The organism is Pseudomonas sp. Pseu.R1, assembly GCF_045764065.1.
Classification (GTDB): Bacteria; Pseudomonadota; Gammaproteobacteria; order Pseudomonadales; family Pseudomonadaceae; genus Aquipseudomonas.
Map to the genome: position 1 here is coordinate 1,452,947 of NZ_JBJGEE020000001.1, position 24,288 is coordinate 1,477,234.

21 protein-coding genes are annotated in these 24,288 nt (G+C 53.1%); 7 read left to right on the plus strand and 14 right to left on the minus strand.

Annotated features, from left to right (window positions below):
* Window position 1: 1 nt before the first annotated feature.
* Together ACI5GA_RS06810 and ACI5GA_RS06815 are read right to left on the minus strand one after the other, a co-directional pair.
* Window positions 2-694: a sensor histidine kinase gene (locus ACI5GA_RS06810; RefSeq protein ID WP_404631319.1), complete on the minus strand. Its 693-nt coding sequence runs from the start codon at window positions 692-694 to the stop codon at window positions 2-4.
* The gene (locus ACI5GA_RS06815) at window positions 691-2,295 is read right to left on the minus strand and encodes a response regulator (RefSeq protein ID WP_421422305.1); all 1,605 of its coding nucleotides are present in this window, start codon (window positions 2,293-2,295) and stop codon (window positions 691-693) included. The genes ACI5GA_RS06810 and ACI5GA_RS06815 overlap by 4 nt, the downstream gene beginning before the upstream one ends.
* 449 nt (window positions 2,296-2,744) lie before the next feature.
* Between ACI5GA_RS06815 and ACI5GA_RS06820 the strand changes: the two genes are divergently transcribed.
* Together ACI5GA_RS06820 and mqo are read left to right on the plus strand one after the other, a co-directional pair.
* Window positions 2,745-4,385 (plus strand): methyl-accepting chemotaxis protein, encoded by a 1,641-nt coding sequence (locus ACI5GA_RS06820; RefSeq protein WP_421422306.1) that lies wholly within the window; start codon window positions 2,745-2,747, stop codon window positions 4,383-4,385.
* Window positions 4,386-4,887: 502 nt separating this feature from the next.
* Window positions 4,888-6,537 carry a malate dehydrogenase (quinone) gene (gene mqo, locus ACI5GA_RS06825; RefSeq protein ID WP_404631325.1) on the plus strand — a complete coding sequence of 550 codons (1,650 nt, stop codon included), beginning with the start codon at window positions 4,888-4,890 and terminating at the stop codon, window positions 6,535-6,537.
* Between the two features lie 147 nt (window positions 6,538-6,684).
* Here the strand turns inward: mqo and ACI5GA_RS06830 are convergent, their stop codons facing one another.
* The 5 genes from ACI5GA_RS06830 to ACI5GA_RS06850 all read right to left on the minus strand — a co-directional run bounded on the left by ACI5GA_RS06830 (window position 6,685) and on the right by ACI5GA_RS06850 (window position 14,319).
* Complete coding sequence (locus ACI5GA_RS06830) at window positions 6,685-7,179, minus strand: GNAT family N-acetyltransferase (protein WP_421422307.1); 495 nt, start codon at window positions 7,177-7,179, stop codon at window positions 6,685-6,687.
* A 1,008-nt stretch (window positions 7,180-8,187) separates the two neighbouring features.
* Window positions 8,188-8,787, minus strand: coding sequence for a hypothetical protein (locus tag ACI5GA_RS06835; protein ID WP_421422308.1), 600 nt, complete (start codon window positions 8,785-8,787; stop codon window positions 8,188-8,190).
* Window positions 8,788-8,822: 35 nt separating this feature from the next.
* Window positions 8,823-12,062, minus strand: coding sequence for a hypothetical protein (locus tag ACI5GA_RS06840; RefSeq protein WP_421422309.1), 3,240 nt, complete (start codon window positions 12,060-12,062; stop codon window positions 8,823-8,825).
* On the minus strand, window positions 12,052-13,416 hold the full coding sequence (locus ACI5GA_RS06845) for a tyrosine-type recombinase/integrase (protein ID WP_421422310.1): 1,365 nt from the start codon (window positions 13,414-13,416) through the stop codon (window positions 12,052-12,054). The genes ACI5GA_RS06840 and ACI5GA_RS06845 overlap by 11 nt, the downstream gene beginning before the upstream one ends.
* 672 nt (window positions 13,417-14,088) lie before the next feature.
* Window positions 14,089-14,319 (minus strand): hypothetical protein, encoded by a 231-nt coding sequence (locus ACI5GA_RS06850; RefSeq protein WP_421422311.1) that lies wholly within the window; start codon window positions 14,317-14,319, stop codon window positions 14,089-14,091.
* A 406-nt stretch (window positions 14,320-14,725) separates the two neighbouring features.
* Here ACI5GA_RS06850 and ACI5GA_RS06855 point away from each other — a divergent pair, with 406 nt between their 5' ends.
* Window positions 14,726-15,064 (plus strand): DUF7693 family protein, encoded by a 339-nt coding sequence (locus tag ACI5GA_RS06855; RefSeq protein ID WP_421422312.1) that lies wholly within the window; start codon window positions 14,726-14,728, stop codon window positions 15,062-15,064.
* Between the two features lie 210 nt (window positions 15,065-15,274).
* On the opposite strand, the gene ACI5GA_RS06860 is transcribed toward ACI5GA_RS06855, so the two are convergent.
* Window positions 15,275-15,556 (minus strand): nucleotidyltransferase domain-containing protein, encoded by a 282-nt coding sequence (locus tag ACI5GA_RS06860; protein WP_421422313.1) that lies wholly within the window; start codon window positions 15,554-15,556, stop codon window positions 15,275-15,277.
* Between the two features lie 141 nt (window positions 15,557-15,697).
* On the opposite strand from ACI5GA_RS06860, the gene ACI5GA_RS06865 reads away from it, so the two are divergent.
* Entirely contained in the window at window positions 15,698-16,354 is a 657-nt protein-coding gene (locus ACI5GA_RS06865; protein ID WP_421425448.1) for a histidine phosphatase family protein, read from the plus strand.
* 144 nt (window positions 16,355-16,498) lie between these two features.
* Here ACI5GA_RS06865 and ACI5GA_RS06870 read toward each other — a convergent pair whose 3' ends face one another.
* Window positions 16,499-17,194 carry a hypothetical protein gene (locus ACI5GA_RS06870; RefSeq protein ID WP_421422314.1) on the minus strand — a complete coding sequence of 232 codons (696 nt, stop codon included), beginning with the start codon at window positions 17,192-17,194 and terminating at the stop codon, window positions 16,499-16,501.
* 127 nt (window positions 17,195-17,321) lie between these two features.
* On the opposite strand from ACI5GA_RS06870, the gene ACI5GA_RS06875 reads away from it, so the two are divergent.
* On the plus strand, window positions 17,322-17,822 hold the full coding sequence (locus tag ACI5GA_RS06875; RefSeq protein WP_421422315.1) for a hypothetical protein: 501 nt from the start codon (window positions 17,322-17,324) through the stop codon (window positions 17,820-17,822).
* Between the two features lie 418 nt (window positions 17,823-18,240).
* Here the strand turns inward: ACI5GA_RS06875 and ACI5GA_RS06880 are convergent, their stop codons facing one another.
* The 5 genes from ACI5GA_RS06880 to ACI5GA_RS06900 form a co-directional block, all read right to left on the minus strand.
* A complete protein-coding gene (locus tag ACI5GA_RS06880) occupies window positions 18,241-18,837 on the minus strand; it encodes a DUF6338 family protein (RefSeq protein WP_421422316.1) in 597 nt (198 codons plus the stop codon).
* Between the two features lie 447 nt (window positions 18,838-19,284).
* The gene (gene nucC / locus ACI5GA_RS06885) at window positions 19,285-20,010 is read right to left on the minus strand and encodes a CBASS effector endonuclease NucC (RefSeq protein ID WP_421422317.1); all 726 of its coding nucleotides are present in this window, start codon (window positions 20,008-20,010) and stop codon (window positions 19,285-19,287) included.
* Window positions 20,011-20,073: 63 nt separating this feature from the next.
* Window positions 20,074-21,006 carry an AAA family ATPase gene (locus ACI5GA_RS06890; RefSeq protein WP_421422318.1) on the minus strand — a complete coding sequence of 311 codons (933 nt, stop codon included), beginning with the start codon at window positions 21,004-21,006 and terminating at the stop codon, window positions 20,074-20,076.
* Entirely contained in the window at window positions 21,003-21,521 is a 519-nt protein-coding gene (locus ACI5GA_RS06895; RefSeq protein WP_421422319.1) for a hypothetical protein, read from the minus strand. Before ACI5GA_RS06895 ends, ACI5GA_RS06890 begins: the two co-directional genes overlap by 4 nt.
* Window positions 21,522-21,528: 7 nt before the next feature.
* On the minus strand, window positions 21,529-22,494 hold the full coding sequence (locus ACI5GA_RS06900) for a CBASS oligonucleotide cyclase (protein ID WP_421422320.1): 966 nt from the start codon (window positions 22,492-22,494) through the stop codon (window positions 21,529-21,531).
* Window positions 22,495-22,674: 180 nt separating this feature from the next.
* On the opposite strand from ACI5GA_RS06900, the gene ACI5GA_RS06905 reads away from it, so the two are divergent.
* Together ACI5GA_RS06905 and ACI5GA_RS06910 are read left to right on the plus strand one after the other, a co-directional pair.
* On the plus strand, window positions 22,675-23,001 hold the full coding sequence (locus ACI5GA_RS06905; protein WP_421422321.1) for a helix-turn-helix domain-containing protein: 327 nt from the start codon (window positions 22,675-22,677) through the stop codon (window positions 22,999-23,001).
* A gap of 1 nt (window position 23,002) precedes the next feature.
* Window positions 23,003-23,896 carry an ImmA/IrrE family metallo-endopeptidase gene (locus tag ACI5GA_RS06910; RefSeq protein WP_421422322.1) on the plus strand — a complete coding sequence of 298 codons (894 nt, stop codon included), beginning with the start codon at window positions 23,003-23,005 and terminating at the stop codon, window positions 23,894-23,896.
* Window positions 23,897-24,288 lie beyond the last annotated feature (392 nt).

Consider the following 24,288-nt stretch of genomic DNA (forward strand, 5'->3'; position numbering starts at 1 on the left):
ATCACGGCAAATAAACCTTGAACAACCCGCCGCCCAACTCTCCACCATTGGCGATTTCGATATGGCCGTGCACGCCCTTGCGCTGATGCTGCCGAGCAATGTTCGCTGCGAAATACAACCCCAGCCCGGTGCTGCCACTGCTCTGGTTGATGCCCAGCACGTAGTCGGTCTGGCGCTCGATCATGTGCTCGGGAAAGCCCGGGCCGTCGTCGTTGATGCTGATCACCAACTGCTCACCCACCTGCCCCGCCGAAATCAACACGTCCTTGCGCGCATAGCGAATGGCGTTGATCAATACGTTCGACACCACCGAGCCAATCAGCTCGCGGTCGAAGAAACCAGGCAGACCGAAGTCTTCCACCTCGTAACGCGCCACGATGCCACGGCTGGCGAGCACTTCCTCATGGAACGCCAGTTGCGCTTCGATGAAATCGTCCAATTCGTGGTAGTCCGGGCGCAGCGGCAGTTGATTCACGCCCAGTTTGTACAGCCCCAGCAACTGCACCAGCATGCCGTTCAGGTGCGCGAATTCGTAGTCGATCACGCCCTGTTCTGCCGTGCCACGCTGGGCCTCTGGCAATTGCCTGACCCATTGACCATGGGCCTGAATCAGCGAGGCCAGCGAGTTTTTCATGTCGTGGACGGTGGAGGCGATCACCATTGAGAAATCCAGCCCCTGTTCCTGATCCGTCATCCGCCGAACGCCTTGAGCCGCAATTTCTGATAACGCTCGTACCGAGGATCGGTCTCAGGCATTTTGCCCACCATTTTCAGGCTGTTCTGGCACTCTTGCAGGCTCGCCGCGTCGAGGTTCTGCACGCCCATGTGCAACAGCGATTGCGCCATGTTCAGCGCGATACTGATGTTCTTCGGTTGCAATGCCAGGCCCTGACGGAACAGGTCCTGAGCCTCGCCCAGTTTGCCTGCGCGATAACTGCGAATGCCTTGCATGTTCAGGTCGATGGCCGCCTTGCCTGCACTGAGGATTTCCGGGTCGTCGGTCTGTTTGGCGATGCTCTGCATGACCACCGGGTCGTCGCCGTAAATCTCTGCGCAGCTTTTCAGAATGCCCGCGCCCGCTGATTCCTGCCCCAACTGTTTGAGCTGCGACGCCACCGCGAGCGCGGCATCGGCGCTGAGAAACTGTTCCATGCCCTCCAGCCGGGCCATGGCCTGCTCGGTGAGTTTGGCGGCCATTTCCGGGTCGGAACTGGCGACACTGGTGGCTTTCATCAGGCGTGCACGGACCTGAAGCCCCGCGTCGTCCGTATATTCCTTGGCAACCTCACCCAAGGTCTGGTTGATCTCGACACGGGCGCGCGCATCCAGACCGCGATCGCCGCCCTTGCTGATCAACGCCTGCGCCAACCCCAGATTGGTTTCCGGGTCCTTGAAGCGAGAGAACTGACCTTGCGACACCGCCTGACGATAGGCTTTGGAGGCACTGTCGAAGTCCTGATTTTCCAGCGCCAGTTTGCCCAGCAGCCGCTGGCGACGCACCGCGTAGGGCGATAGACGCACCGCCTCTTCCAGCATTTTCTGCGCACGGCGGCTGTCGCCGCTGGCGATCAGCACATCGGCCAGGCCGTCGAACAACACGGGCATGGTGTTAAAGGCACGAATCGCGTCTTCATAAACGGTTTGCGCTTCGGCATTACGCCCACGCTTGAGCAACAGCTTGCCCAACGCCGAATAGGCCCACGGCTGTGGACGGTCGGCGAGAATCGATTTGAGAAAGGCTTCCAGCGGTTCGAACTGATTAAGATCTCGCAGTGCATCAGCCTTGTAACGCAGGCACAACGGCGCGAAACGTGGGTCCTGTTTGGTCAGGTTGACGCACGCGGCCAGCACTTCAGCAGGCTTGCCGCGATCCAGTGCCTGAAGAATCGGTTTGAGCAGGGTCTTGCGCTGCACGATCTTTTCCAGGCGCTGGGCCAGACTCGCGCGGTTGAACGGCTTGGTCAGGTAGGCGTCAGGCTCCCATTCCAGCGCACTCATGACCATCGCCTGGCTGTTTTCGGCGGTGACCATGACGAACACGCTTTCGTGGCTGATGAGCCGGTCGGTCATCAGGTCTTCCAGAACTTGCTGACCGTTCTTCTTGCCATCCCCCAGGTTGAAGTCGTGAAGAATAAAGTCGTAACGCTTCTGCGAGCAGGCCTTGATCGCCTGCTCGCCGTTGTCTGCGGTGTCTACTTCCTTGACGCCCAACTCGCGCAGCATCGACCTGACCGAGCTACGAAAATCGGAGAAATCATCGACGATCAGAAAGGTTTTTTGGTTCCACGCCAGCATCGAGATTCCTGTCACGGGAGAAAAAATCAGCCCAGGGGCAATTACAAAACGGGTCAGCCATGCTGCCCGTTTCGGCGGGGCAGATGATAGCCAACATCAATTTGCCATCAAGCTATTTCATACCAGCTTTGGCCACTTGCGGTGCGACGAGACGCCGCTTGTCCGGGTTATCGGCGGCGATGGGGTAAAGCTTAGGTGATGGTTGCGGGAAAAAGCGACCTTCATACACAGATTTACCGATTCCTGCCGAGACCTTCTCTTGCAGGTCAAAAGCCATTACTGGGGTGATGATTGCGCAGTGATCGTGGATCCAAAATCCGCAAATAGCGCGTTAAATGATGGCGTTCATCGTAGTTATTTCAAAACGTGTAAAGTCCATCACGGCGCCGCCGATACGCAAGGAAAGCGGCCCCTGCGTCGCGACATCTCCTCCTGCCCGAGTACTGCCCATGTCCTGGCTCTCCCATCTGAAACTCAAGACCAAACTGTTGTCCGCTTTTTGTCTGTGTGCGCTGATCACGGTCGTGGTCGGTGTATTAGGCCAGGCTGGTATTTCGCGTCTGTACGACCTGTTTCAAGACACGGTTGAAAACAACATGTTTTCGATCACCAAAGTCGACTCGGTCAAAGCCAACGTGATCGCCACCAACCGCGACTTTTTCAAAGTCATCGGCCTGAGCGCCATCAAGGCCAGCCCGGAAGAAATCAACGCGGTCATTCAGTCGTTCAAGGAAAACCAGGCCCAGGCAGACACCGATTTCAAGGCCTATCGCAATACGCCGCTGGAAGCAGACGAAAAAGCGGCGGGCGATGATTTCGAACGGGATTGGGCAGCCTACGTCTCGGCTGCGCAGAACACCTTCGCCGTCATTCAGAGCGGCGATCTCGAACAGGCCAGCAAACTGGCCGCCAGCAGTGTCACCCCGACCTACCGCAAAACCATGGGCGAGCTGAAGATCATCATCGAATCCAACGCCCGTCAGGCTCGCGAATCCGCGCAAGCAGGTATCGAAACGGATCAGCAGGTCACGTGGATACTGATCGTCGGTTCGCTGATCGCGGTGATCTGCGCCATCGCACTGGGATTGATCGTGACCCGAATGATCACCCGCCCCATCTATCTCTCGGTGGACAGCGCCGCACGGGTGGCCAGCGGTGACTTGACTCAGGCCATCGCGGCGGGCGGCGAGGATGAAACCGGTCAACTGCTCAAAGCCCTGTCGAACATGCAGGGCAATCTGAAGAACACCGTGCAGCAGATTGCCAACGCCTCAGACCAATTGGCCTCCGCCGCCGAAGAGCTGACCGCCGTGACCGACGACAGCAGCCGTGGCTTGCAGCGCCAGAACGACGAAATCCAGCAGGCCGCGACCGCCGTCAACGAGATGACCGCAGCGGTCGAGGAAGTGGCGCGCAACGCCGCCAGCGCTTCGCAAGTCTCGACCCAGACCGCCAATGACGCACAGAAAGGGCAACAACAGGTGCAACAGGCTGTCGCGGCGATGAACACCATGACCGTGGAAATCAACGACTCGACCCAGCGCGTCGAAGCACTGGCGGGGCAGATTCGCGACATCACCAAAGTGCTGGACGTGATTCGCGGCATCGCCGAACAAACCAACCTGTTGGCGCTCAACGCTGCCATCGAAGCTGCCCGCGCGGGTGAGCAAGGCCGTGGTTTTGCGGTGGTGGCTGACGAAGTTCGTGCTCTGGCCGCGCGCACTCAGGCATCGACCGGTGAAATCGAATCGATGATCACCCTGGTGCGCAAGGGCGCCGACGAAGCCGTGCAGGCCATGGGCAAGAGCCAGGCGATTGCCGTCAACACCCAGAGCCTGGCCACCGAGGCGGGGCTTGCGCTGGAGCGCATCAGCGAGGGCGTCAGCCAGATCAACGAACGCAACCTGGTGATCGCCAGCGCGGCCGAGGAACAGGCGCAAGTGGCCCGTGAAGTGGACCGTAACCTGGTCAACATTCAGGACCTCTCGGCGCAGACCGCTGCGGGCGCCAATCAGACCAGCGCATCGAGCCAGGAACTGTCGCGACTGGCGGTGTCGTTCAATTCGATGGTGGGCAAGTTCACCCTTTAGTTGAGGCGCTCGGCCTGGCTTCTGGCCGAAGGCCGTGGGAGCCGGCTTGCTGGCGAATGCGTTCACTCAACCCACACAGATAGATGTGAATGTTCAAACGCCTTCGCCAGCAAGCCGGCTCCCACAACGCGGTCGGCAATCCAACCCGGGCAAGCCATCTGTTTGCCACCTGTGACACATTGGCGTATTGACTAAATTGGCACATGTTTTGTCGTAAATAACATTTCAGGTACAATCGCCGCCCCTCGCAGATCACTTGGACCTGATGACCGAGTCCTGCGGGATATTTGTTGTTTACTCAAGCTGCTGAATCCAATGATCTAACAAGAAGCCAGCGCGGAGGGACACAGAACTCAAGGTCCGTTTCCATCGACCTTGAACCCTACCCTCGCCCGCCGGGCGCGACACCGGGCCTTCTCATACGTCGGAGCAGACGTGAAGCCTCGGGTATCGCCTCGACCAAGCGGCAGGCGGATAACGTTCTATCAACTGGATGCGTGCAATGATCAAAACGACGAGCAAGGCGCTGCTGGGCCTGGCAATTTCTTTGGGGATGCTCCAGGCACACGCTGCTGAAAGCAAAAAAGTGGACGTGCTGCTGATCGGCGGCGGCATCATGAGTTCGACCCTGGGTGTCTGGCTGAATGAACTGGAGCCGGGCTGGTCGATGGAAATGATCGAGCGTCTGGACGGCGTCGCCGAAGAAAGCTCCAACGGCTGGAACAACGCCGGTACCGGCCACTCGGGCCTGGCCGAGCTGAACTACACGCCGGAAGACAAAGACGGCAAAGTCAACATCTCCAAAGCCATCGAGATCAACGAAGCGTTTCAGGTCACCCGTCAGTTCCTGGCCTGGCAGGTTCGCAGCGACGTGCTGAAGAACCCGCACTCGTTCATCAACACCACGCCGCACATGAGCTTCGTGTGGGGTGATGACAACATCAAATTCCTGAAAAAACGTTACGAAGCCCTGCAAGCGAGCCCGCTGTTCCGCCCGATGCAGTTCTCCGAGGACCACGCGCAGATCGCCAAGTGGGTCCCGCTGATGATGGAAGGCCGCGACCCTAACCAGAAGCTGGCCACCACCTGGACGCCAATCGGCACCGACGTCAACTGGGGTGAAGTCACTCGTCAATACGTGAGCGCCCTGCAGACCCGCCCGAACTTCAACCTGAAGCTCTCCACCGAGGTCGAGGACATCACCCGTAACGAAGACGGCAGCTGGCACGTCTCGTACAAGAACCTGAAAGACGGCACCACCAGCGGCACCGACGCCAAGTTCCTGTTCATCGGTGCAGGCGGCGGCGCGCTGAAACTGCTGCAGAAATCCGGCATTCCGGAAGGCCGTGACTACGCGGGCTTCCCGGTCGGTGGTTCGTTCCTGGTCACCGATAACCAGGACGTTGCCCTGCAACACATGGCCAAAGCCTACGGCATCGCGTCCACCGGCGCGCCACCCATGTCGGTTCCGCACCTGGACACCCGCGTGCTGGACGGCAAGCGCGTGATTCTGTTTGGCCCATTCGCCACCTTCTCCACCAAGTTCCTGAAAGAAGGTTCGTACCTGGACCTGTTCAGCAGCATGACCACCCACAACTTCTGGCCAATGACCAAAGTAGGCATCGAGCAGTACCCGCTGGTCGAGTACCTCGCCGGTCAGTTGATGCTGTCTGACGACGACCGCTTCAAAGCGTTGCAGGAATACTTCCCGCACGCCAAGAAAGAAGACTGGCGCCTGTGGCAAGCCGGTCAGCGTGTACAGATCATCAAACGTGATGCCGAGAAAGGCGGCGTGCTGAAACTGGGCACCGAAGTCGTTTCTTCTCAGGACGGCAGCATCGCTGCACTGCTGGGCGCATCGCCAGGTGCTTCAACCGCTGCGCCGATCATGCTGAACGTGCTGGAAAAGGTCTTCAAGGACAAGGTCGCGACCCCTGAGTGGCAAGCCAAAATCCACCAGATCATCCCGAGCTACGGCACCAAGCTGAACGACTCGCCGGCCGCTGTTCAGCAGGAGTGGAACTACACCGCTGAAGTCCTGCAACTGGAAAAACCGCCGGTCATCGACCAGAGCGTTGGCACCAGCATCTCCAACGACACCGGTTCGACCAAGCCGCTGGAAAGCAAGCCTGCAAACGACATGGCGCTGTGATCTCGCCGCATCGATGATGCAGTGAACGCGAAGCCACGGGGCGCAAACCCCGTGGCTTTTTTTTGAGCATCGGTATCGCCTACGCCCTCCACCTGCACGCGGTGCCGGATCGGTTGCCGAAGTCTTTCTACCGCACCGAGAGGTGAATCAAAGCGCGAGGGTGTAAAAGCGGGTATCGACCTTCATGAGAGGAAAACTGGACGGCAGGTGTTCGGGGTCGATCAACTCGAATCCGTGCTTTTCATAGAAACGATGGGCCGCGAGGAATTTGGCCGTCGTGCCCAGATAGATCGCGCGCACCCCGCGTGCCTTCGCTGCCTCGATCAGGCATTCGAGCAAACGCTTCGCCACGCCAAACTCCCGGCCACGCCACTCGGCCCCCACAAACATCTTGCGCAAGGCGACGTCGCCATTGCCGATGTCTTTCATGCTGATGGTGCCGATCACTTCGCCTTGCGCACGCGCCACCCAGAAGTCGCCAGCACCCGCCTGGTAAAAAGACGGAATGTCCATGAGATCCGGCTGATCTTCCGCCGAGATCGCAATGCCGAACTCTTCGCGCTGAATGGGCACGATGAGCGCGACAATGCCCTGCTCGTCGCCTGGGGAATAACGTTCGATCGTAATGCTCGGCGAGGCCATGGAGTTTCCTTGAAGTGTTGGCACGTGTGAGTGCCCTATCATCGGCGATCAAGCCTGAAAACGATAGGGCAAAGGCATGATCTAGACACCTCGCACCAGCGTAGATCCGCCGAATCGAATGATGGGCAGCCGATTGGGCTTGACTGAACTGGTTGGACCACTTAGGGCCATCGAGCGAATCACTGAAGGGCAGAGGCCAGAGGTGTCGGCGTGAAAATGGGCGAGAGAAGTCAACAGGAGAAAGGGTGGTGTCCCAGGCGAGGTTCGAACCTTTATCCGACAGAACAGCCGCACTCTACTGCTCGAAGCCCCGAAATTCTTGACTCTTGAAGATGCAGTTAATGCATGCTGCGTAGGCTGCAGTGGTCAGATGAGACCGTACTCATCTAGGCAAAAATGCTTACCCCACCTTATAGGGTGTGAGATGACCAACAAAGGCCGTTTCCGGAAGATTCACATCCAAGGCTACAGCCGTCTGGAAGCGTAGCCTCCTATACGAACTGGCGAGAGTCAGCAAATAATCAGTATCGCATGCCTACAAACAGGTCACGGTCGAGCAATCTAAGGTTTCGGACATCTTGAATCGTGAATTTAAACTTCCAGCGCCCAAACAGGCGTAGTGCGGCGAGATTACCTAATGTAGGCTTTATGGAAATGGCACATCCACTGGTGGTGGCCTAAATTTTCATCCACCTCACCGTAGCCTGAGTGGTAAACAAACAAGCCTGACGCGGTTCTAGTGGTCAAAGCGCAGGATGGATGACAAGCAGCGTGGGAAGCCTCAAGCGCTGTTGTGAGGCTTCGATCAAGGATCGAAATAGTCAGCTATCAGTATTGCCAATGGCTCCGGCTATAGCGCATTCTTCAGACATGAATTGTAGTAGGAACTGCTCGTTCAGCGCTGCTGATGGAGCACGTGCTTAAAAGGTTGAAAACTGGATGGATAACGACCGTATGCGGTAGGATGACTCAAGAAACGCACTGAGGTATCAGCCATTCCCCGCTTCACTAGCTCTCGCTCCCCTGAGTTAAGCGCCAATTCAAAAAGGCTGCGATTTCGCGCCCATTGATGAGTACCTTTCTTGACCGAGCGATGACCAAAACATCGCCAGTTCGCTCATCAAACTTAAACAGGCCGGTATGAATCAAAGCATCGAATAGGACTCCAGCGGCCTCACCTAACCCATCAACTAATACCTGACCAGACATCCGGGGCAGATCAGTAGAAACTTGTGATTTCCCTAGGCTTTGGATTTTTTTATGAGCTGAAATCAGCTTAGCCTCTAGATTTGCAATTTCTAGCGACTTAGATAGTAGCGCGCGCTTTGCTACAGGATCCTTGATCGCGGCATCAAGATCACCTGCCCTAATTTTTCCTTCCACCAAGAAGGCATCGATCAACGGTCGATATATCCCCTTAGGCCGGAGCAGTGTGGAACTGTTGATAGGCCGATACGGCTTGCCTGCCAGATCGAACTGTCTTTGCTCCACGACTCGGATAACTCCGCAGATCATCTCTGCCAGTTCTGTCACCTCATATTTTTCTTTCTTTTTTCGTCGCAAAGACGCCAGTGTGTCTAGCACAAGCTCTTTACGAGACTTGACCATGCTCTGCTGCCATTTAGAACAGTTAGATACCAAAACTACTCCTCACCATCAATCAGAATAATAGGCTCGTAATTAAGAAAATTAGGATACCTGTCAACAGAAAGCATACGAACGACATCATCGACCGAGATACCATTTAGTCTGAGTAGCGATTTGACCTGCCCAACAACAACCGCCAAAGGATCAACACTAACCGGTTTAAAAATTTGAGACACATCGATACCGCCACCCTGCAGGCACATTTTTAGAAAATTATATTTAGCTCTAGACACATCTGTTTGAAGTTCCGGGTACAGACTGTTTTCATAGAGCATTGCAAAAACGTGCTCCAACGAGGAACTTTCCATTTTCACTTCTCGCATATGATTACTCATGAGCTGAGGCTGAATAGAAATCAGTTTACCCCGGGCGTTAGAATCACGACGAAAACACTCGACAAGATAGTCACGGCACCATGTCCAACCCAGAAGATCAGAGATGACTGTTTCGAGGCGTCGATCAATCTCCTCCAATAAAGGAAGGTTTCCTTCAGGTACAGAATCTGCGTATGCATGGATCTCCTCAACCTCAAGCGAAAGATTGTATACCTTGACATCAATCGCTGGCAGGTGATCGAGAGTTTTGACTCCAAATATGCATATGCCGCAACGCTTTTCCAAACCTTCTGCAATGATCTCCTGAGTGCAGTTGTCACCAAGTGTGCAGATATGCGTCGGATGGTGTCGCATACCATCGCCGTACTTATCTCGAAGGTCACGCAGTGCGTTGTCACCTTCAACGCTAGCAGTATGGGTAGTGGTGATGCAGTTGAAGTCGCGTAATGCTTGAATGGGGTCAGACCGTAACGCAGTCTGAAGGTTAGAAGACGGTAAGACCGTATCTATACGCTGTCCTTCCCAAATCTTGGATAAATCACTACTAACTCGCTCGACAATCTCGTCATAATCTTCATCAATGAGGGTTCCATAATAGCGTACCGTTCTCACTCCCTGCCCCGTTTTGAATTGCCCTACAGCACTATCACTCATGATTCGCTGCCAGACTTTGACGGTGCTATTTCGAGTATGGTGTGGAGTCATATCTGTGACCAATCGTACTGGGCAGTAAGGAGATTCCACATTAAGAACTTTAACCTTACCAGCCAATACTGTTTCGCCATACGAAAAACCATTGGGTTTAATCTCGTAAAACTTTGCCACAACTCCATGCTCACTAAGAAAAAATTGGAAAGCCACCAAAAAATCAAGATATCCAGTTGAATAAAAAGCATCAGAATGAGGCTTGCCGGATGAAATATCTTTGGAAAAAAGTGGCAAAAAGTCATCCCGTACGTTATTCTCGCGCCCCTCATAACTTTGGAGATTATCAAAAGCCTGACATTCAATGAGGCCTCTAATTTTCTGCTGGTAGCGCAGCGCAATAATTGTCTGCCCACTGACAATTGTTCTCATTGGTTTTTTCGCAACTTTATCTACCACTACATGAAGCCAGTACGCCTTATTAAGTTCTACATGCCCGACAACATACTTGTCAAAGTTACATGATAACCACTGAACTGACTGATGCCTGAGGCCACTTTCTACCGCACATAACACATGCACTATAAGATGTGGAGTAAAAATAGTCTTATGACCTTCATTTTGCAGCGGCACTAACCAGCGCTTAAAAAAACACTTAGGCAAATGAGAAACCACATACGACCGTCCACCACATAAAAACCTATTATTCCATCCAAGCGCCAAACCCCTTTTTTCCAAATTCCCGAATAGGATGTCGGAATAACTATTGGTCAACAAATCCTCATTGAGAACTTCCAGGGCTTTGAAAATACAATAAAGGTAATTAATGGCAATACTGTACTCCAAGCGTTTGAATGGCCTCTTATCTGATGTGGGTAATCCTGGACTAGAGAACATATCGACTTTGTCGAGCGAATTCCGAAACACGCCCATCTCATCACGATATTCCTTTGATTCCATCCACTGAAATATCGAACGCAACTGCAACAAAGCAGAAGACTTAACGGTTGGCGCATGGTCTGCCATTTTCGAAATAAACTGCTTCAGCGGCAACGGCGCATCCAACTTATGATCTAATGGCGCTACAAACTTAAGATCGAGTTGCGAAATAAATGCTGGATACGACCATTTCGCATCGCAACCAAATAGAGAAAACCATTTTTCCAGATAAACAAATAGATATATATTTAAAAAACCCATCCCTAAGGCATTCTTTTTAGCCTCTACTGGTTTAAACTCACCATATGTTTTTTGAACAGCTACCCACCGCATTAGAGCAGGCCGATTGATAAAGCTTGTATCACTCAGAAGGTCGTTCTCCATGATATTATGCGGCATAAATTGTGTGCGAACTAACAGCCGGCAATAATCAATCAGCTTTTCACTGGATTCCGACCTATCCATAATTGGAAAAAAGTCAATCGCAGTAAGTTCCCCCCTGGTACCAGATTTATATTTGACAGGCCTTAAAGCGTTTAAGGCATGATAGAGTTCATCATATTTAAAACCCACCCGCTCCCCGAAATAGTCGCATACGAACGTCAAAATTGTATGCACGGGAAGCTCTGCAGTTAGCCGCTCACCCTCATAGTAATATTTTTTATGAACAGCCACTAATGAACTAATAGTCAAATCTTCCGGCCTGCACGCACCGATGATCCAGAACAAACGCGGGCCATATTGAGCGACGCGTTCCCGGACACGCCGATCAACACTTTCCCAGAACGCAGGAAGCCCTTCCTTATCTCTGGCCGACAGGGTGAAGGCCATGAGCTCTGGATAGTAATCAAACCCGAACTCCCTGAGTACTTGAGAACCATATTTGAACTGAGCCGCCTTGAGCAATGGGGTCAGCAACAAACAACCTGATTTAAAAAGAAGCACCAACAGTAACCACAGGGGTCTTCTTAAAGATGGCTGGGTAGGATGCAAATAGTCACAACTATCATCACCCAATAATACTTCTATCAACTTTGAAGATGCACGCAAATCACCTAACAAGACGTACTCATAAACTGCATTTACCCAAGCAGAATCATAGACCCGCTTCTTAGAATTAGGTGAAAACATAAAAAATTTTTTAAAGGTGTACATCTTCGTATTCACACCAGAGTTTATGCTCTGGTAGCCAGCAGAAATCGGCCCATATATATCGTCCAAACATTTACTAACAACTGGAATGCTTTCAATCACACACTTGTTAACTTTCTCATCACTTACGAGAAAAACTGGCTTATCTGAGAAGTTAACGTCCATCAAGCACCCCCATCAGGACGTCGTCATAGTAGCCATTTTCAATATAAAAATTTTCGGCAATCGCCAGTGCATCAGCTGAAGTTACGTGATTATAAACTTCCGTACTTTCGATATTGATATGCCCTACATACTTAGAAGTCTGCTCAACGCCAATACCAAATCCATCTGCAGTCGGAATGTCATTACAAAGATGAGACACATACATATGCCGAATATCGTGCTGATTACCCGCTTGAATTCCAACCCTCTTCAAATTCTCTTTAAGGGTTCGCAAGACAGGTGAGTTGTCCACCAAGCAAAGTGGCATCCCTTTCGTTGCCCCTCGGCTTACACAGAATAAAAAGTCATGTTCAATGTACAATCCTTGGGCGTCAAAAAAGGGCATTGCAGAGGAGCTAAGAAATTTCTGAAGACTATCCCAAAATATGGATGCAAATGGCTCTATGAGAGTTAGCTCTTGATTCGCACGCCCCTTAAACCTTAAAGAGTTTATCTGTGCCATTGAGAGGCCCATCCGCTTATATAATGACTTCCTAGTTTTAGGATTGACAATATAGACTTTTCGCTTTTTCTCATCGATATCGCACTTCAACACTTGCAATGTCTCTGACACACGGGCCCCGCCTGCGCCTAACAATGCGTAATATACTTTATCTCTTAAATTTCTTGCACTGTGCACGAGCTTCTCAACATCAGCCAGGGACAGTTGCAACTCTCCAAGATTGCGTGAAGAGACGCCTAAAAAATAAGCTGGCAGATTATTAATGGACTTAACGCCAATCCCACCAGCTATGCACTCGGACAAATAGGAGTTGATACGACGATTCCCCCAAGTACTCTTTTTGTAATCAAACACTGAGCATTCTTGAAGATAGCTATTCAGCACTTGCAGCTTTTCACCAGCATTAGGATTATTGTAATGCTCACCCAAATCACCAGCTGAAGAAGCTGAGTACTTGTTAGATAGCTGAAAAAACAAGAATAGCGCTGCACGATGAATTCTAATGCTGTTTGAGGACAAAACTTCCCATTCTAGCCGCTCTACTAATAAACGTACAATTGGCAGCTCAGATTCGCATCCAAAACTGATTGCTTGAAAAAAAATATCGACTATTGACGTCTTGCAGTCTTCTGCCCCCGGCAACATCTCAATAAGCTTCATTGCCTCAACTGCAAAGTCCAAATATTTACAAACGCATGGAGTATAAGTTTCCACAGTGCCTAATGGCGCATTGTTTTGAAACAGAACTCTTACATACTCTCGCACACATTCGATAGGTTCTCCTGCGAGCGACTCCAACACCTTGATAGACTGGCCTACTATCAACTCTTTTTTGTATCTGAAGTTTTTCACTTGTATGCCCCCCCAAAAAATCGGGCACACTATCGACATCGACAACCAGCGTCAATCACAAAAAAAACCTTGACACGACCAAAGCGACATCGCTGTCAATATATATAAAATTATATCCGCTAACAATATATCTTTAATTAAAGACCCTATCCCGTCCCAGTGCCTGCCTCCAACTTTACTATATATTGACAGTTCAATTTATAGATAATTAGGGGCAATGGCGCCCGCTGCTTTTGCGCGCCCCTTTACTCATCAGGGCTCCGGCACATTTCCACGTCGTTTGTTTTTCAGCGACGATGTGCCTTCCCCCTTCAATCCCATCTAGTGACTAACTAGCGCCGCAAGGTATGGTGAAGCGAATTTTTGGCCAGCTTTTTCCCATGTTCTCGACCCAAGCCCTTCGAAGGGGCGTGTCCGGAACCAAAAAAAAACGACGAACGGTACGGCATGTCAGTTGGCCACAGCGGCCCGCCAGTTCAATGCCGTCCATCTAGGGCGGCATGCTCATGGCGCCGTAGGCACATAGTGCAGCTGTCGCAACTTTGAATTGGGGGACATTAGTGGGTGGGATGCAAAAGTAGCGCACCATGCGCCGTTGGGTATTACCCGCCAAGTGATGAGTGCTCATTCGGGCCCTAGGCCCTTCTTGTACTCTTCCGTTAGCCCGGTGCTTCAATCATCTAGCCACGCTGCAGGTCTATGGACGAACTGCTTAAGTTGCTCCCTAGATGCTATGACTTTTTCGCGGATCTCTTCCAGGTCGAAGGACGCCCCGCCACGGTCAGTCACCGATAATGACTTGATCTTGCCAATGGCCTCAATGAACTCGCGCTCAGTTTTCTTCTCCCACTCGGATCGGCGGTCGGGATAGAGGGTGTTCCAGAGGCGGGAAAGGAGGCTCAAGGGCGCTCTCCTGTAGAAGCGGGTATCGGTGGGTATGAGGATCATACGACACTACCGGCTTGGGCTTGAAGGCCTGCAGGATCAGATAAAGACATCGGGAACGCCCCTGTCGGGGACGGCTGTCGTAGACCAAGCTCAGCCATAAATGGCCGATCTTGGCCCTGCGGGCTTCCATCCTCGTTTCTTCGGCCTGGGGCCTGCGCGCTCCGCTTGCGTAATCCTGCCCTCTTGCTCCACAACCATTTAGCCCGGCCTCGTACCAATGCCCTCGGGATTTATCAGCTGATTTCATGCTTGAATGAAACCACCTGGCTGCTCAACGCAGAAGTACGAGTGCAGGCATTTGCTTGGCGGATTCATCGGCATTGCGCAGAAACGAACCAGCCCTCGATCATGAGTACCTTAGATGACTTCCATGACTGGAGACAGCGCCCCATTGCCAGAGCTGACCGCGAGAGAGGTTTGTCAGGCGCTGCGCGAGGTCACGTTTGGCCGGCGCACAATCAGCAAAGTTGGTGGCCATAGTTGGGATGAGGTGTATGCGTGCCACTTTATCGTCGACGTCGAGGGGTGGCACGTCACCCTCCACAACGACTGCGATACCCTGGACTACTGCGAGAAAGCGCTGTGCCCAGATGGCAGGCGCTGGGCCTTTGATCCAGGTGACCGGTACGGAACAGATCCAGTCGCCTTGCTCAGCACCTGGGAACATCAAACTCTTGAGCGAATGCTCAACGCTCTCTGACACAATGAGACTCTATGCGCGCTCGTCTGGGGCGGCTGACTCCATGATCGTTCATGTTTGGTTCTGATGTATATCAGCTGTCTAATGTCCCTGAAACGGCACATTAAGCCCTCTTTCAAGCGCTAAGGTGCCGTTTTGAGGTCATTGAGAGCCTTCTTCATGGCGTAGCAATTTACAGAAGCATCGAACTACAGCATGACCTTTTCACGCTCAATCGACGGCCTCAAGTGATCTGGCATGGCATTCTCTAGGTTGAAATCGACAGCTAATCCAGTCCGGGCTTCCAACGCCTCTTCGAGATGCTGGATGTCGAACAGTGAGATTTTGCCTCGCATGCCGGCAGGGCATGGTCGCCAAGATATCGAGGTCACTGCCATCTACGTCTGTTCCTCTGGCGGTCGATCCAAAGATGGCCCGCGACACGAATCCATAAGACTCAATGAGGAGCTTGATCTCTCTAGTTTTGCCGTAGATCGCGTGAGCCGGTTTCATGATTTTGCTCTTTGTAAGTCCCTGAGGCACCCGGCCAACATTGGCATTGAGGATGTTAGGATCTAGCCTGCCGCCCAGCACTGGAATCGACTTTTCGCGCAGGTCGGCCCGCTCCCAGCCTCTCCGAGAATATGGCAAATGATGAAGTTGGTCAGGCTCATACGACACGGTGAAAGTGCAGCAAACGCCGGAGCTCCTACTCAGGATCACCAAAGCATACCCCTCACTAAGCACGGCGTTGATCAGGCTCGCCGAGTCGCCCTTTCATTCGCCACAGCTCCAGACTTGATCGTCACTTCGCCCTTTTCTCGCGCTCTAGCCACCGCTCAGTTCACGGCGAGCGCATTCCCGTATGTCCACATGGAGACTTGGCCCATTCAGGAGTTCACGTACCTGGAGCCGGCAAGGTGCGTAAACACTTCAGTGGCTCAGCGGCGGGACTGGGTGCGGGAGTATTGGAACCAGGCCAATCCCACGTTTGTAGACGGTGATGGAGCCGAGTCATTCCTTGAGTTTGTATCGCGGGCACAGGCATTTCTGAGGCGACTTGCGGTACATCCGGCGAAGGACATTGTGGTGTTTTCGCATGGACAGTTCATCAATGCTGTAGCGTGGTTGATCGAGCGACAGCCTGCGGAGATCGACAGCCGGACGATGACTGATTGGCGAGAGTACGAGATCGCAAATCACGTGGCGAATTGTGGCGGGTACCAACTCATGTACGAACAGAGTCATGACAGATGGAGGCTGATGGCAAGAGGTGTTCAGGGCGCGGCTCTTGGAGCACGGCTGTCGTAAACCAAGCCGCCCCTAAGGGCGTCTTGGCCCTGCGGGCGGACACCCTCGCGTCTGCGCGCTCCGCTTGCGTTCAGTCCGTCATCACATGCTCAACATCTCACGCTTGTCAGTAGAGCTTGTTGCACGATCGCCCTATCAAACCGATCAACCACCGGCTTTATACAACTGATCAAATGATTTTCGCTGCCTTCGCTTTTCACGCCTCATTCGTTTCGGGTAACCCTCGAGGAGCTTGAAAAGTGCGCGTTCTTCTTCTGTCGGCTCACCTGTCGGTTGCTCAGCTGGCTTGCGCCACTCAATAAGTCTGTCCCAAATCCTCCATCCACGCTGCTCAAGTGAATACGCAGAGTCGCTGAGACTGACGCAAAGGTCGAATGCCTGTTCAAATGTCAGAAGGAAGGTCTCATTCCCTTTATTGAACAGAAGCGCGCCATCGTGCAGCCCCTGAATGCACAAAGCATTAGCAGGATAGTCAGGGTCTTCGCCAATACCTTCGTACAGCCAGCATACGCCGAAGAAGGCGAATGCCGGGTTCGCGCCATACCAGGTATCGTCCGAGAAAATCAGCGGACGACGAGCATCATCATGCATCACCTTCCCAAGGCCACCAGCCCAGGGCATCTGATCGATGTCGAGACCTTTGCGCAGAAGCGCCATCAGCAATCCTTGAGCAATAGCATCGGCCTGCCTTGCACTCAATGAGTAATCAGTTTCCCCCAGCCTCATCACTGCGGAGCTGCCATCCTCAGTGAACGCCAAAGCGTTGCTCACTGCCTTGTGCGCATAATGGTCGCGGTGTGGGACGTCGACATCGGTCGCCGGTGCTGCAACTGCTCTCATGAAAGAACTCTCATTAGGTTTCTATACCTAACGGTTTTTCTGTAGGCAAAACTTTAGCGAAAATGAAAATATTTTTTCGATACACGGATTGAGCCAATCCCTACCTACTCATCAAGGATGATCCAGCATGCCCGAAACGCAAACCCCGTCAGAGACTGCCCAATGGTTCGCAATGCTCGGCTTGGGCGATGTTCCACACTACAGCGTCATCTCCATCACGCTCAGCAACGAGCCCATCGAGCATTGGTTTTACAAGCGCAATAAATTGAGACCTGAGAGCCTGAAGCTCGAGTTGCTCCTCCCTTCCACGGGCGGCTGGCGGGTCGACCTGGCAAGGCATGACAAGCTGTTCCGGGCTCAATGGCGTCACGGCGACGATCTAAGAATTGAGTCTCAGCAACTGCGATATCGAAAGCTTTTGGAGTGGCCGCGCCTGGCGAGCGTCATGGACTTTCCGCAATTGGTTGAGCCGCTGGAGCGCACTCTTGAGGTAAGTTTCTTGCCCCATGCAGATATAGGCGCGCGCCTGTTGGAGCCTGAGACACTGGCCTCTAATCCGCAGCTACGCCAGTGGTTGGCTCCCTGCGCTAGTAGCCTCGGCTGGAATCGGAAAGTGCAGCCGACGTAGAGACTAACCACCAACCAGCCCCGCGCCTATGCGTAAAGATTCGCTCTAGCGTCAAGCAGCCTACGCTGGAATTGATGGCGGGTTTGGGATCGAAGAAATGGGTGAGCCTAGACCTTAGCCTGCACAAGCAGCATCCGGGTGGCACGCTGCCCTTTCTGGAAGCGCCCTCCCCCAGAACCGAGTTCTGTAAACTGTGGCTGGAATTCCGCCACTGGAGCTTCCTGATAATCAAACAAGATTCCGGGATGAGACGGTGCTTCCGAATAGCTGAACCAGTTATTTCTTGGGAGGTGGCGCAGCAGGTGCTGGAGGTCTGACGCTCGTAGGGCTCGGCGGATTTACGTTTGCTTGACCTGGTGCATGATTAGGACGGATCAGCCTTGGCGGCATAGGGGTTGGAGCTTTGCTAGACATATTTTCACCATGTTTTTGGAGTGAATTCGACCCACTGCACTTTTGCAGCATCTATGACAAATAGCTCGGCAGCAAGAGGTAGCTCGCCTCCTGTGTCATCCAACCAGCTCGGATCACGAATAACGAATTGACCAGATGACGGCTCCGACGGCCACTCTGAAGGCCATCCGTACACCCTTCTTTCGTCGACTAGGTGAAGCACAACAAATCGTTTGTGTCCTGAAAATGCGCTGAACCACTCCGAAGGATAGGACGTCTGTTGCGTTATTTTTCGGTTGCGCAGCCAGCCGTGCAGATTGTCATTGTTGGCTAGGTAGCACGAGAATAAGCCCGTAAATATGGATAACACCCCAGACCACACTGCTTCCGCACCTTTATCCCAAGTGCCAAGTACATAGCCATGTGCACCAATCATGAGGCACACCATCCCGACCAGTACGACCAGCCCATGTATAACGAAGGTGAATATGAGAGCCTGGACAATTTGCCCAAACGTGTCAGGCCGCTTGAAGGCAGTTAGAGAATAAAAAATCCACGCTGTGAAAAATCCCGGGATCAGGTACTGCAAAAGCGGGATCACGTCCTTAACCAAACTTTCCATTGATGCAAATATCCTTTGTATAGCCTTTTCCGGCCGGCAATAGCCTAAAGCTTGGTGGAGCCTGACCATTTGCCTCACTCAATCCTTCAGGCTGTTATTTTCGATTGGCTTTGCTTTTTTTGAGAGCATCCAAGCGGCGCTTCACGCCTATTTTGGGGTTCAGAATGATTGCCTCCTCATAAATTTCTATCGTTTCATGAGTTTGCCCGAGAATCTCGTGCGCAAGACCTGAACTGGTCAAGTAATCTGGACACAGTTTTAGGTTTTCAAGCCCCCAATCTCTCCACAGCTACCGGTGGCCGATAACCGTTGTAGCTGTGGGGCCTTACGGTGTTGTAGCGCGTGACATAACGCTGCACATCATCGCTGACGAGCAGCTCGCGGGATAAAGCTGGGCGAGCACGGAGCGGCCCACATCCCCGCCTGCCTCCTATCATAGGGATACCACTATTGCGCCAGCCACTTCCCGTAGGCGTCGATATCAATCATCGGAACGGTGCCGCTGAATTGGAGCAGCGCGATGAGCTTGAATAGGAACGCCGTTGCCGGCTTGTTTTCAGTCTCGAATTTGAAGGCTTTGCCGTCCCCATCATAAAAAAAGTGACCATGCGAAGCCACACAGCCCAGATCCAACCGCCCCTGATCGGTATCCACCTTCAGCGCTTTATCAAACGATGCGCCTAGCGCAGGGCTCCAGTCACTCTCAAACGTCAACAAGCCGCCAAGGATGGGAATCAGTGGTTTGGCCGGATAAGTCCCACCTGCGTGCGGAATCGGCAGGCTGGTGCGGTGAAGCTTGCGCACGCTTGTCACTTTTCGCTGGGCATAGCCAACGAGCTCTGCCGTCGCGGTTTGCTTCGCCTCGAACACAGCGTAAACGCTCTCCGCCGGCACGATGATCTGGTTATCAAATTTGAAAATGAAGGGTGAGTACTGTCGATCAAACACCACCACATCGATCTGATCGCTAAAATTGCCCAAGCTATCGACTACAAACGCGTTGGCCGCTTCATAGCGCTTGGGAAGATAGGTGTTGAGCATATCGAGCCACACGCCCTCGCTCGCATCGCCTTTGGCACCTGGGTGTGAAAAGGCCTTCCGAGCGGTGCCCAGCCGAGTCTGAATATCTTCATGCAGAGATGCGAGCAGTATCGACAGTGACCAGTTTGACATAATGCCTCCGGAAAGCATGGAATCGGATTGAGCAGGTGTGTAGTTCCTGCTCGATCCAGAGGGTTAGCGGTCTTGAAAAGCAGGGGTTGGCACCATCGCATCGGCTGTCATCAATGCAGTCCTCGCATCTACTGCAGAGCGGGGATACGCAGAAAGCACAATGGCTGGAATCAGACGCTGGTTGATATCGGAGAATGTAAATCCTGGCGCACCTGCGGCGCGGGGCCCCGTCAGTTTCACTAGCTCTTCGACCACTTGCTTATTCAGTCCAAAACCATCCAGTCGGGTCGTCAGCAGGTACCGCCGCTGCGCATCGTCAGGACGACCAAATGTCAGCACTTCAGCCGCGCGACGCTGCACTGCAGGATCCAAGGCCTTGAGACGGTTCGTACACATCAGTACCGCTGCCGGTAACTTCTGATTCGCGATTCGATCAATACCGCGAATAAAGGCGTTAACCCCTGCCCGATCCTCATGGTGCATTTGGGCATTTTCTCGGGATTGCGCCAAGGCATCAGCCTCGTCAATCAGCAACAGCACCGCCCCCCGAGCCTTACCACTGCTGCTCTTGAGTTTTTCAGCGGCCTCGATCGTGTAGTCAAACGCAGCCGAAACGAGTTGAGTCATCTCCCCCACACGCCCCTGCCCACGAGTCGCTAGGCTCAGCGGATACAGAGTGATGTCGATCCCTTCTTGCCGTGCAACAGCATCGCCAATTGTCTCGGCCAGTTCTGTTTTTCCAGATCCAACATCTCCCGCCAGTACCGCGAGAGGTGGCCGGCGCAAAACGGTGTCAATCGCTGCACGAGCGTTGGGGTGATGCTTTTCAGCCCACTCCTGCAAACCGAAAGGATTGACCAGTAATCCTAAAACCTTGGCCAGCCTGTCCTTCTGGTCATCAAGCCCCACAAGACGCGCCAAACGCTCCTTGGGTTCAAAATCCGGGAAGGAAACACGCCGCTCAAACAGCTCATCCAGGGAGGGTTTCACGTTCATGAGTAGCTCCTTACGCTTGCACGAGTGAGGGCTCGACTGCCCGCCGAGTAGGTTTTGTCGTTATCGAGATAGCCGTTGATGCCGGGCTCTGGAGCACCATCGCGAGAGAACGGCAACTCTTTGAGGGCAACCTCCCTGTTCGCCGATGAGTCGTTGCGATATTTCGGGCTGTAGGTCAGATAGCTGGAGAACGATGCACCCGAGATATCCTTCCCCTGCCGAACGCGTCCTGGATCATCATCTGTCCCTGATCCAACCAAATCTCCAGCGGTGTATCGCAAGGAGGGCTCGATCCAGTCATTGCCCCGTTTATAGCCATAGGTAACCTCCCCGAGGTACCCAGCCTTAAGCAGAACGATCAGCTCTGCTTCGTATTCCTCGATCCATGCATCGCATGGTTGACCGTAGAAGCGCTGCATGCGACGCAAATCTGTTGCGACTTTGGCTGCCATGTGGCGGGCATGCGTGACGGTAAAAGTCTGCGATTCAGAAAGAGAGAAGCTGTAGGAAGACATAGTGTGTTCACCCCTGGAAAGAAGAACCGAAGACTTTCTGCCAGTAGCCGACCGTCAGCTGTTTAGTCGGCGCATAAAACGCAGCGTCAATGGCGTCGCCGGCGTCCATGGCCGCGTCGATGATCGCGTCAACGTTGCGTTGGTTATATAAGCGGGCCACGTTGTTATCGGGGTTGACCGGGTCGATGATCTGAACCAGGTCGGTCAACGCACCCACTCTGGAGGCCGGGTAGTTGTCCTCAAAAACGATGCGCTGGCGCAGTTCGCTGGTGACCAAGTAGGTAAAGAACGCCTGCAGCGCTTCTGGGTAGTTTGAGAAGTCCACGCCGTTGTCGCACAGCTTGGCCAGGATCAGTTCGATCATGAAAGATTTGAACCGGAAGTCTTGGCGTTCCTGCTTCATCAGGCGTGCCCAGTACTTGGCCAGTCGCACAACCTGGGCAAAATGCGTTGGAGAAGCGCGCTTGCGGGCCTTGGCGAACTCAAGGTGAAGCGGGATGCTCGTCTCAAGAAATGAGCCGTCCTCCTGACTGACCAAGTTCCCACGCCACTGCGGCAGCCCCGCGTACAAAACCGGAACGACATCAACATCCAGACCAGAGCCTTTGAACGATACGGTTACCGAATAGGTCTGAGGCTTAACCTGATCTGCAGTGAAATTTGGAAACGCCTTACGCAGCCGTTCCGCCAAATAGTTCAGCAGTTCACGGATATCGTGTGGAGCGTCGGAGCCGCTGATGTAAACCGCAACGTCAATGTCATTCAGTGAGCGCAACGCCGTACCTTTGGCCAAGCTCCCCGACACCATCATGCGCTTGAGTGAAAAGTCTGGATGGTCTGACAGATAGCCTTCCAGCTTGTCCTGAAGGCGACCAGCCTGCTCCCGATACTCCTTCGCCTTTTCTTTGGGCAGGTTCACTTTTTCTTCGGCAAACCGGGCTATATCTTTGTGATCGACATGCTCTTTCGACATCTCATCCCCCTTTGGGACTCTATACAGCAGTAGTGGCCGATCAAGGAGCTCAAGGCATGCCGTTCAGCCAGAAAAAAAGTTCGGAGTAGCGAACTTTGTGACAGACTGCGCCCGGCTACCGTCATTGTCAAACGGTTTGTTCGGAATCGTGATACATTTTGACCATCTAGAGGAGACACGATGATGGCTACCCATCTCGGCGAGAAGCTACGCGAACTGCGTAAGCAGCGCGGGCTAACGTTAGAAAAACTCGCAGACATGGCAGGGTTGAGCAAAAGCTATCTATGGGAGCTTGAGAACCGGGAATCTCAGCGCCCTTCTGCCGAGAAGCTCACTGCCTTGGCAGATGTGTTAGGCGTTGGAACAGCGTATTTTTTTGAAGATGACCTAAGAGAGCCTGAAGAAAAGCACCTTGATGAGGCGTTCTTTCGTGGGTACAAGAACCTTGAACCCGATGCAAAGGCTCAGCTAAGAAAGATTCTCGATACATTCAAAAAGGATTTTTGAAATGGCTGACCCCGAGGTATGGACACCGCAAAAAGCTGCCATCCGGCTGACCAAGATCTGTGATTTTTTCAGCCAGACGCATGGGGTTCCCCGCTTTCCCGTGGATGTAGCTCAGCTGGCTCTGGACACTGCCGAAGTCTTCCGATGGCCTGATCCCATTGCAAAGGTAGAGTCCGTCGATATCGAGGGATTCGACGGGATGCTTTTTGCAAACGAGGCAAGAAGCCGCTGGATGCTGCTCTATAACAATGCGCTCGAATCGCCAGGACGTATTCGCTTCACCCAGGCCCATGAGCTGGGCCATTACATTTTGCATCGCCTCAAACGAGACGAATTCAGATGCAGCAGTGACGATATGCTGTCCTGGGCAGACAAAAACATCGAGGCCGAAGCAGATCTGTTTGCGTCTTTTCTGCTCATGCCCCTCAATGATTTTCGCCAGCAGCTCACTACAAGCGTCGACTTCGAGGTGCTGCGTCATTGCGCCATGCGATATGGGGTCTCACTGACGGCGGCTGCCTTGAAATGGATTCAGTGCACTGATGAAAGCGCAGTGCTCATTCTTTCTCGGGATGGCTTCATGAAGTGGGCATTTTCCAGTGCCACCGCACACAGAAATGGGGCGTTCTTCCGCACACGCAAAGGCGCAGTGGAAATTCCCGCAGGCTCACTGGCAGCTGCGCTCTCCATCACGCAAGAGCGTAAAGGCATAGAGCTTCCAGCCTCGCTCTGGTTTCCACACGCGGATCGCAACGCAAGCTTGCGCGAGATGAAAATCCAATCCGAAAGATACGAGTACACGATCACTCTCTTGTGCCTCGCACGTAACGCTTCCGTATGGCCGCCGTTTGAACGCCTGGAAGACGAAAGCAATCATTGGTACCAAGATCGCTAAATACGGCATGCAGCAGCCGCTGCCCTCCCCCCTGATGGCCTGAAATTCAAGCTTCGCTTTTCCTCTGCATCCCAGCGGCAACATGGGATGCATTCAGAGCTGGACAGAGCAGCATTGGGCACCAGATCGAACGCGTCAACTGGGTAATCGATCTCCCATGCTGTTCGACGACCGCTCTTTGGTTGATTTGACTCAACAGCGACTGTTCCCATGCATCCCGCACACAGAGTCAGCGGAGCAAATGGTTTGCGGCGAACTGCCGACCAGCACGCACAGCCTTGCAAATTCAACAATCGCAACGGGCGCAGCAGCCACCCAGAAGCCACGGTGCACCGAGGATGAGCACGACACGGTTAAGCGCGATTCATTTGTCAGGACAATCCACGTCAGTG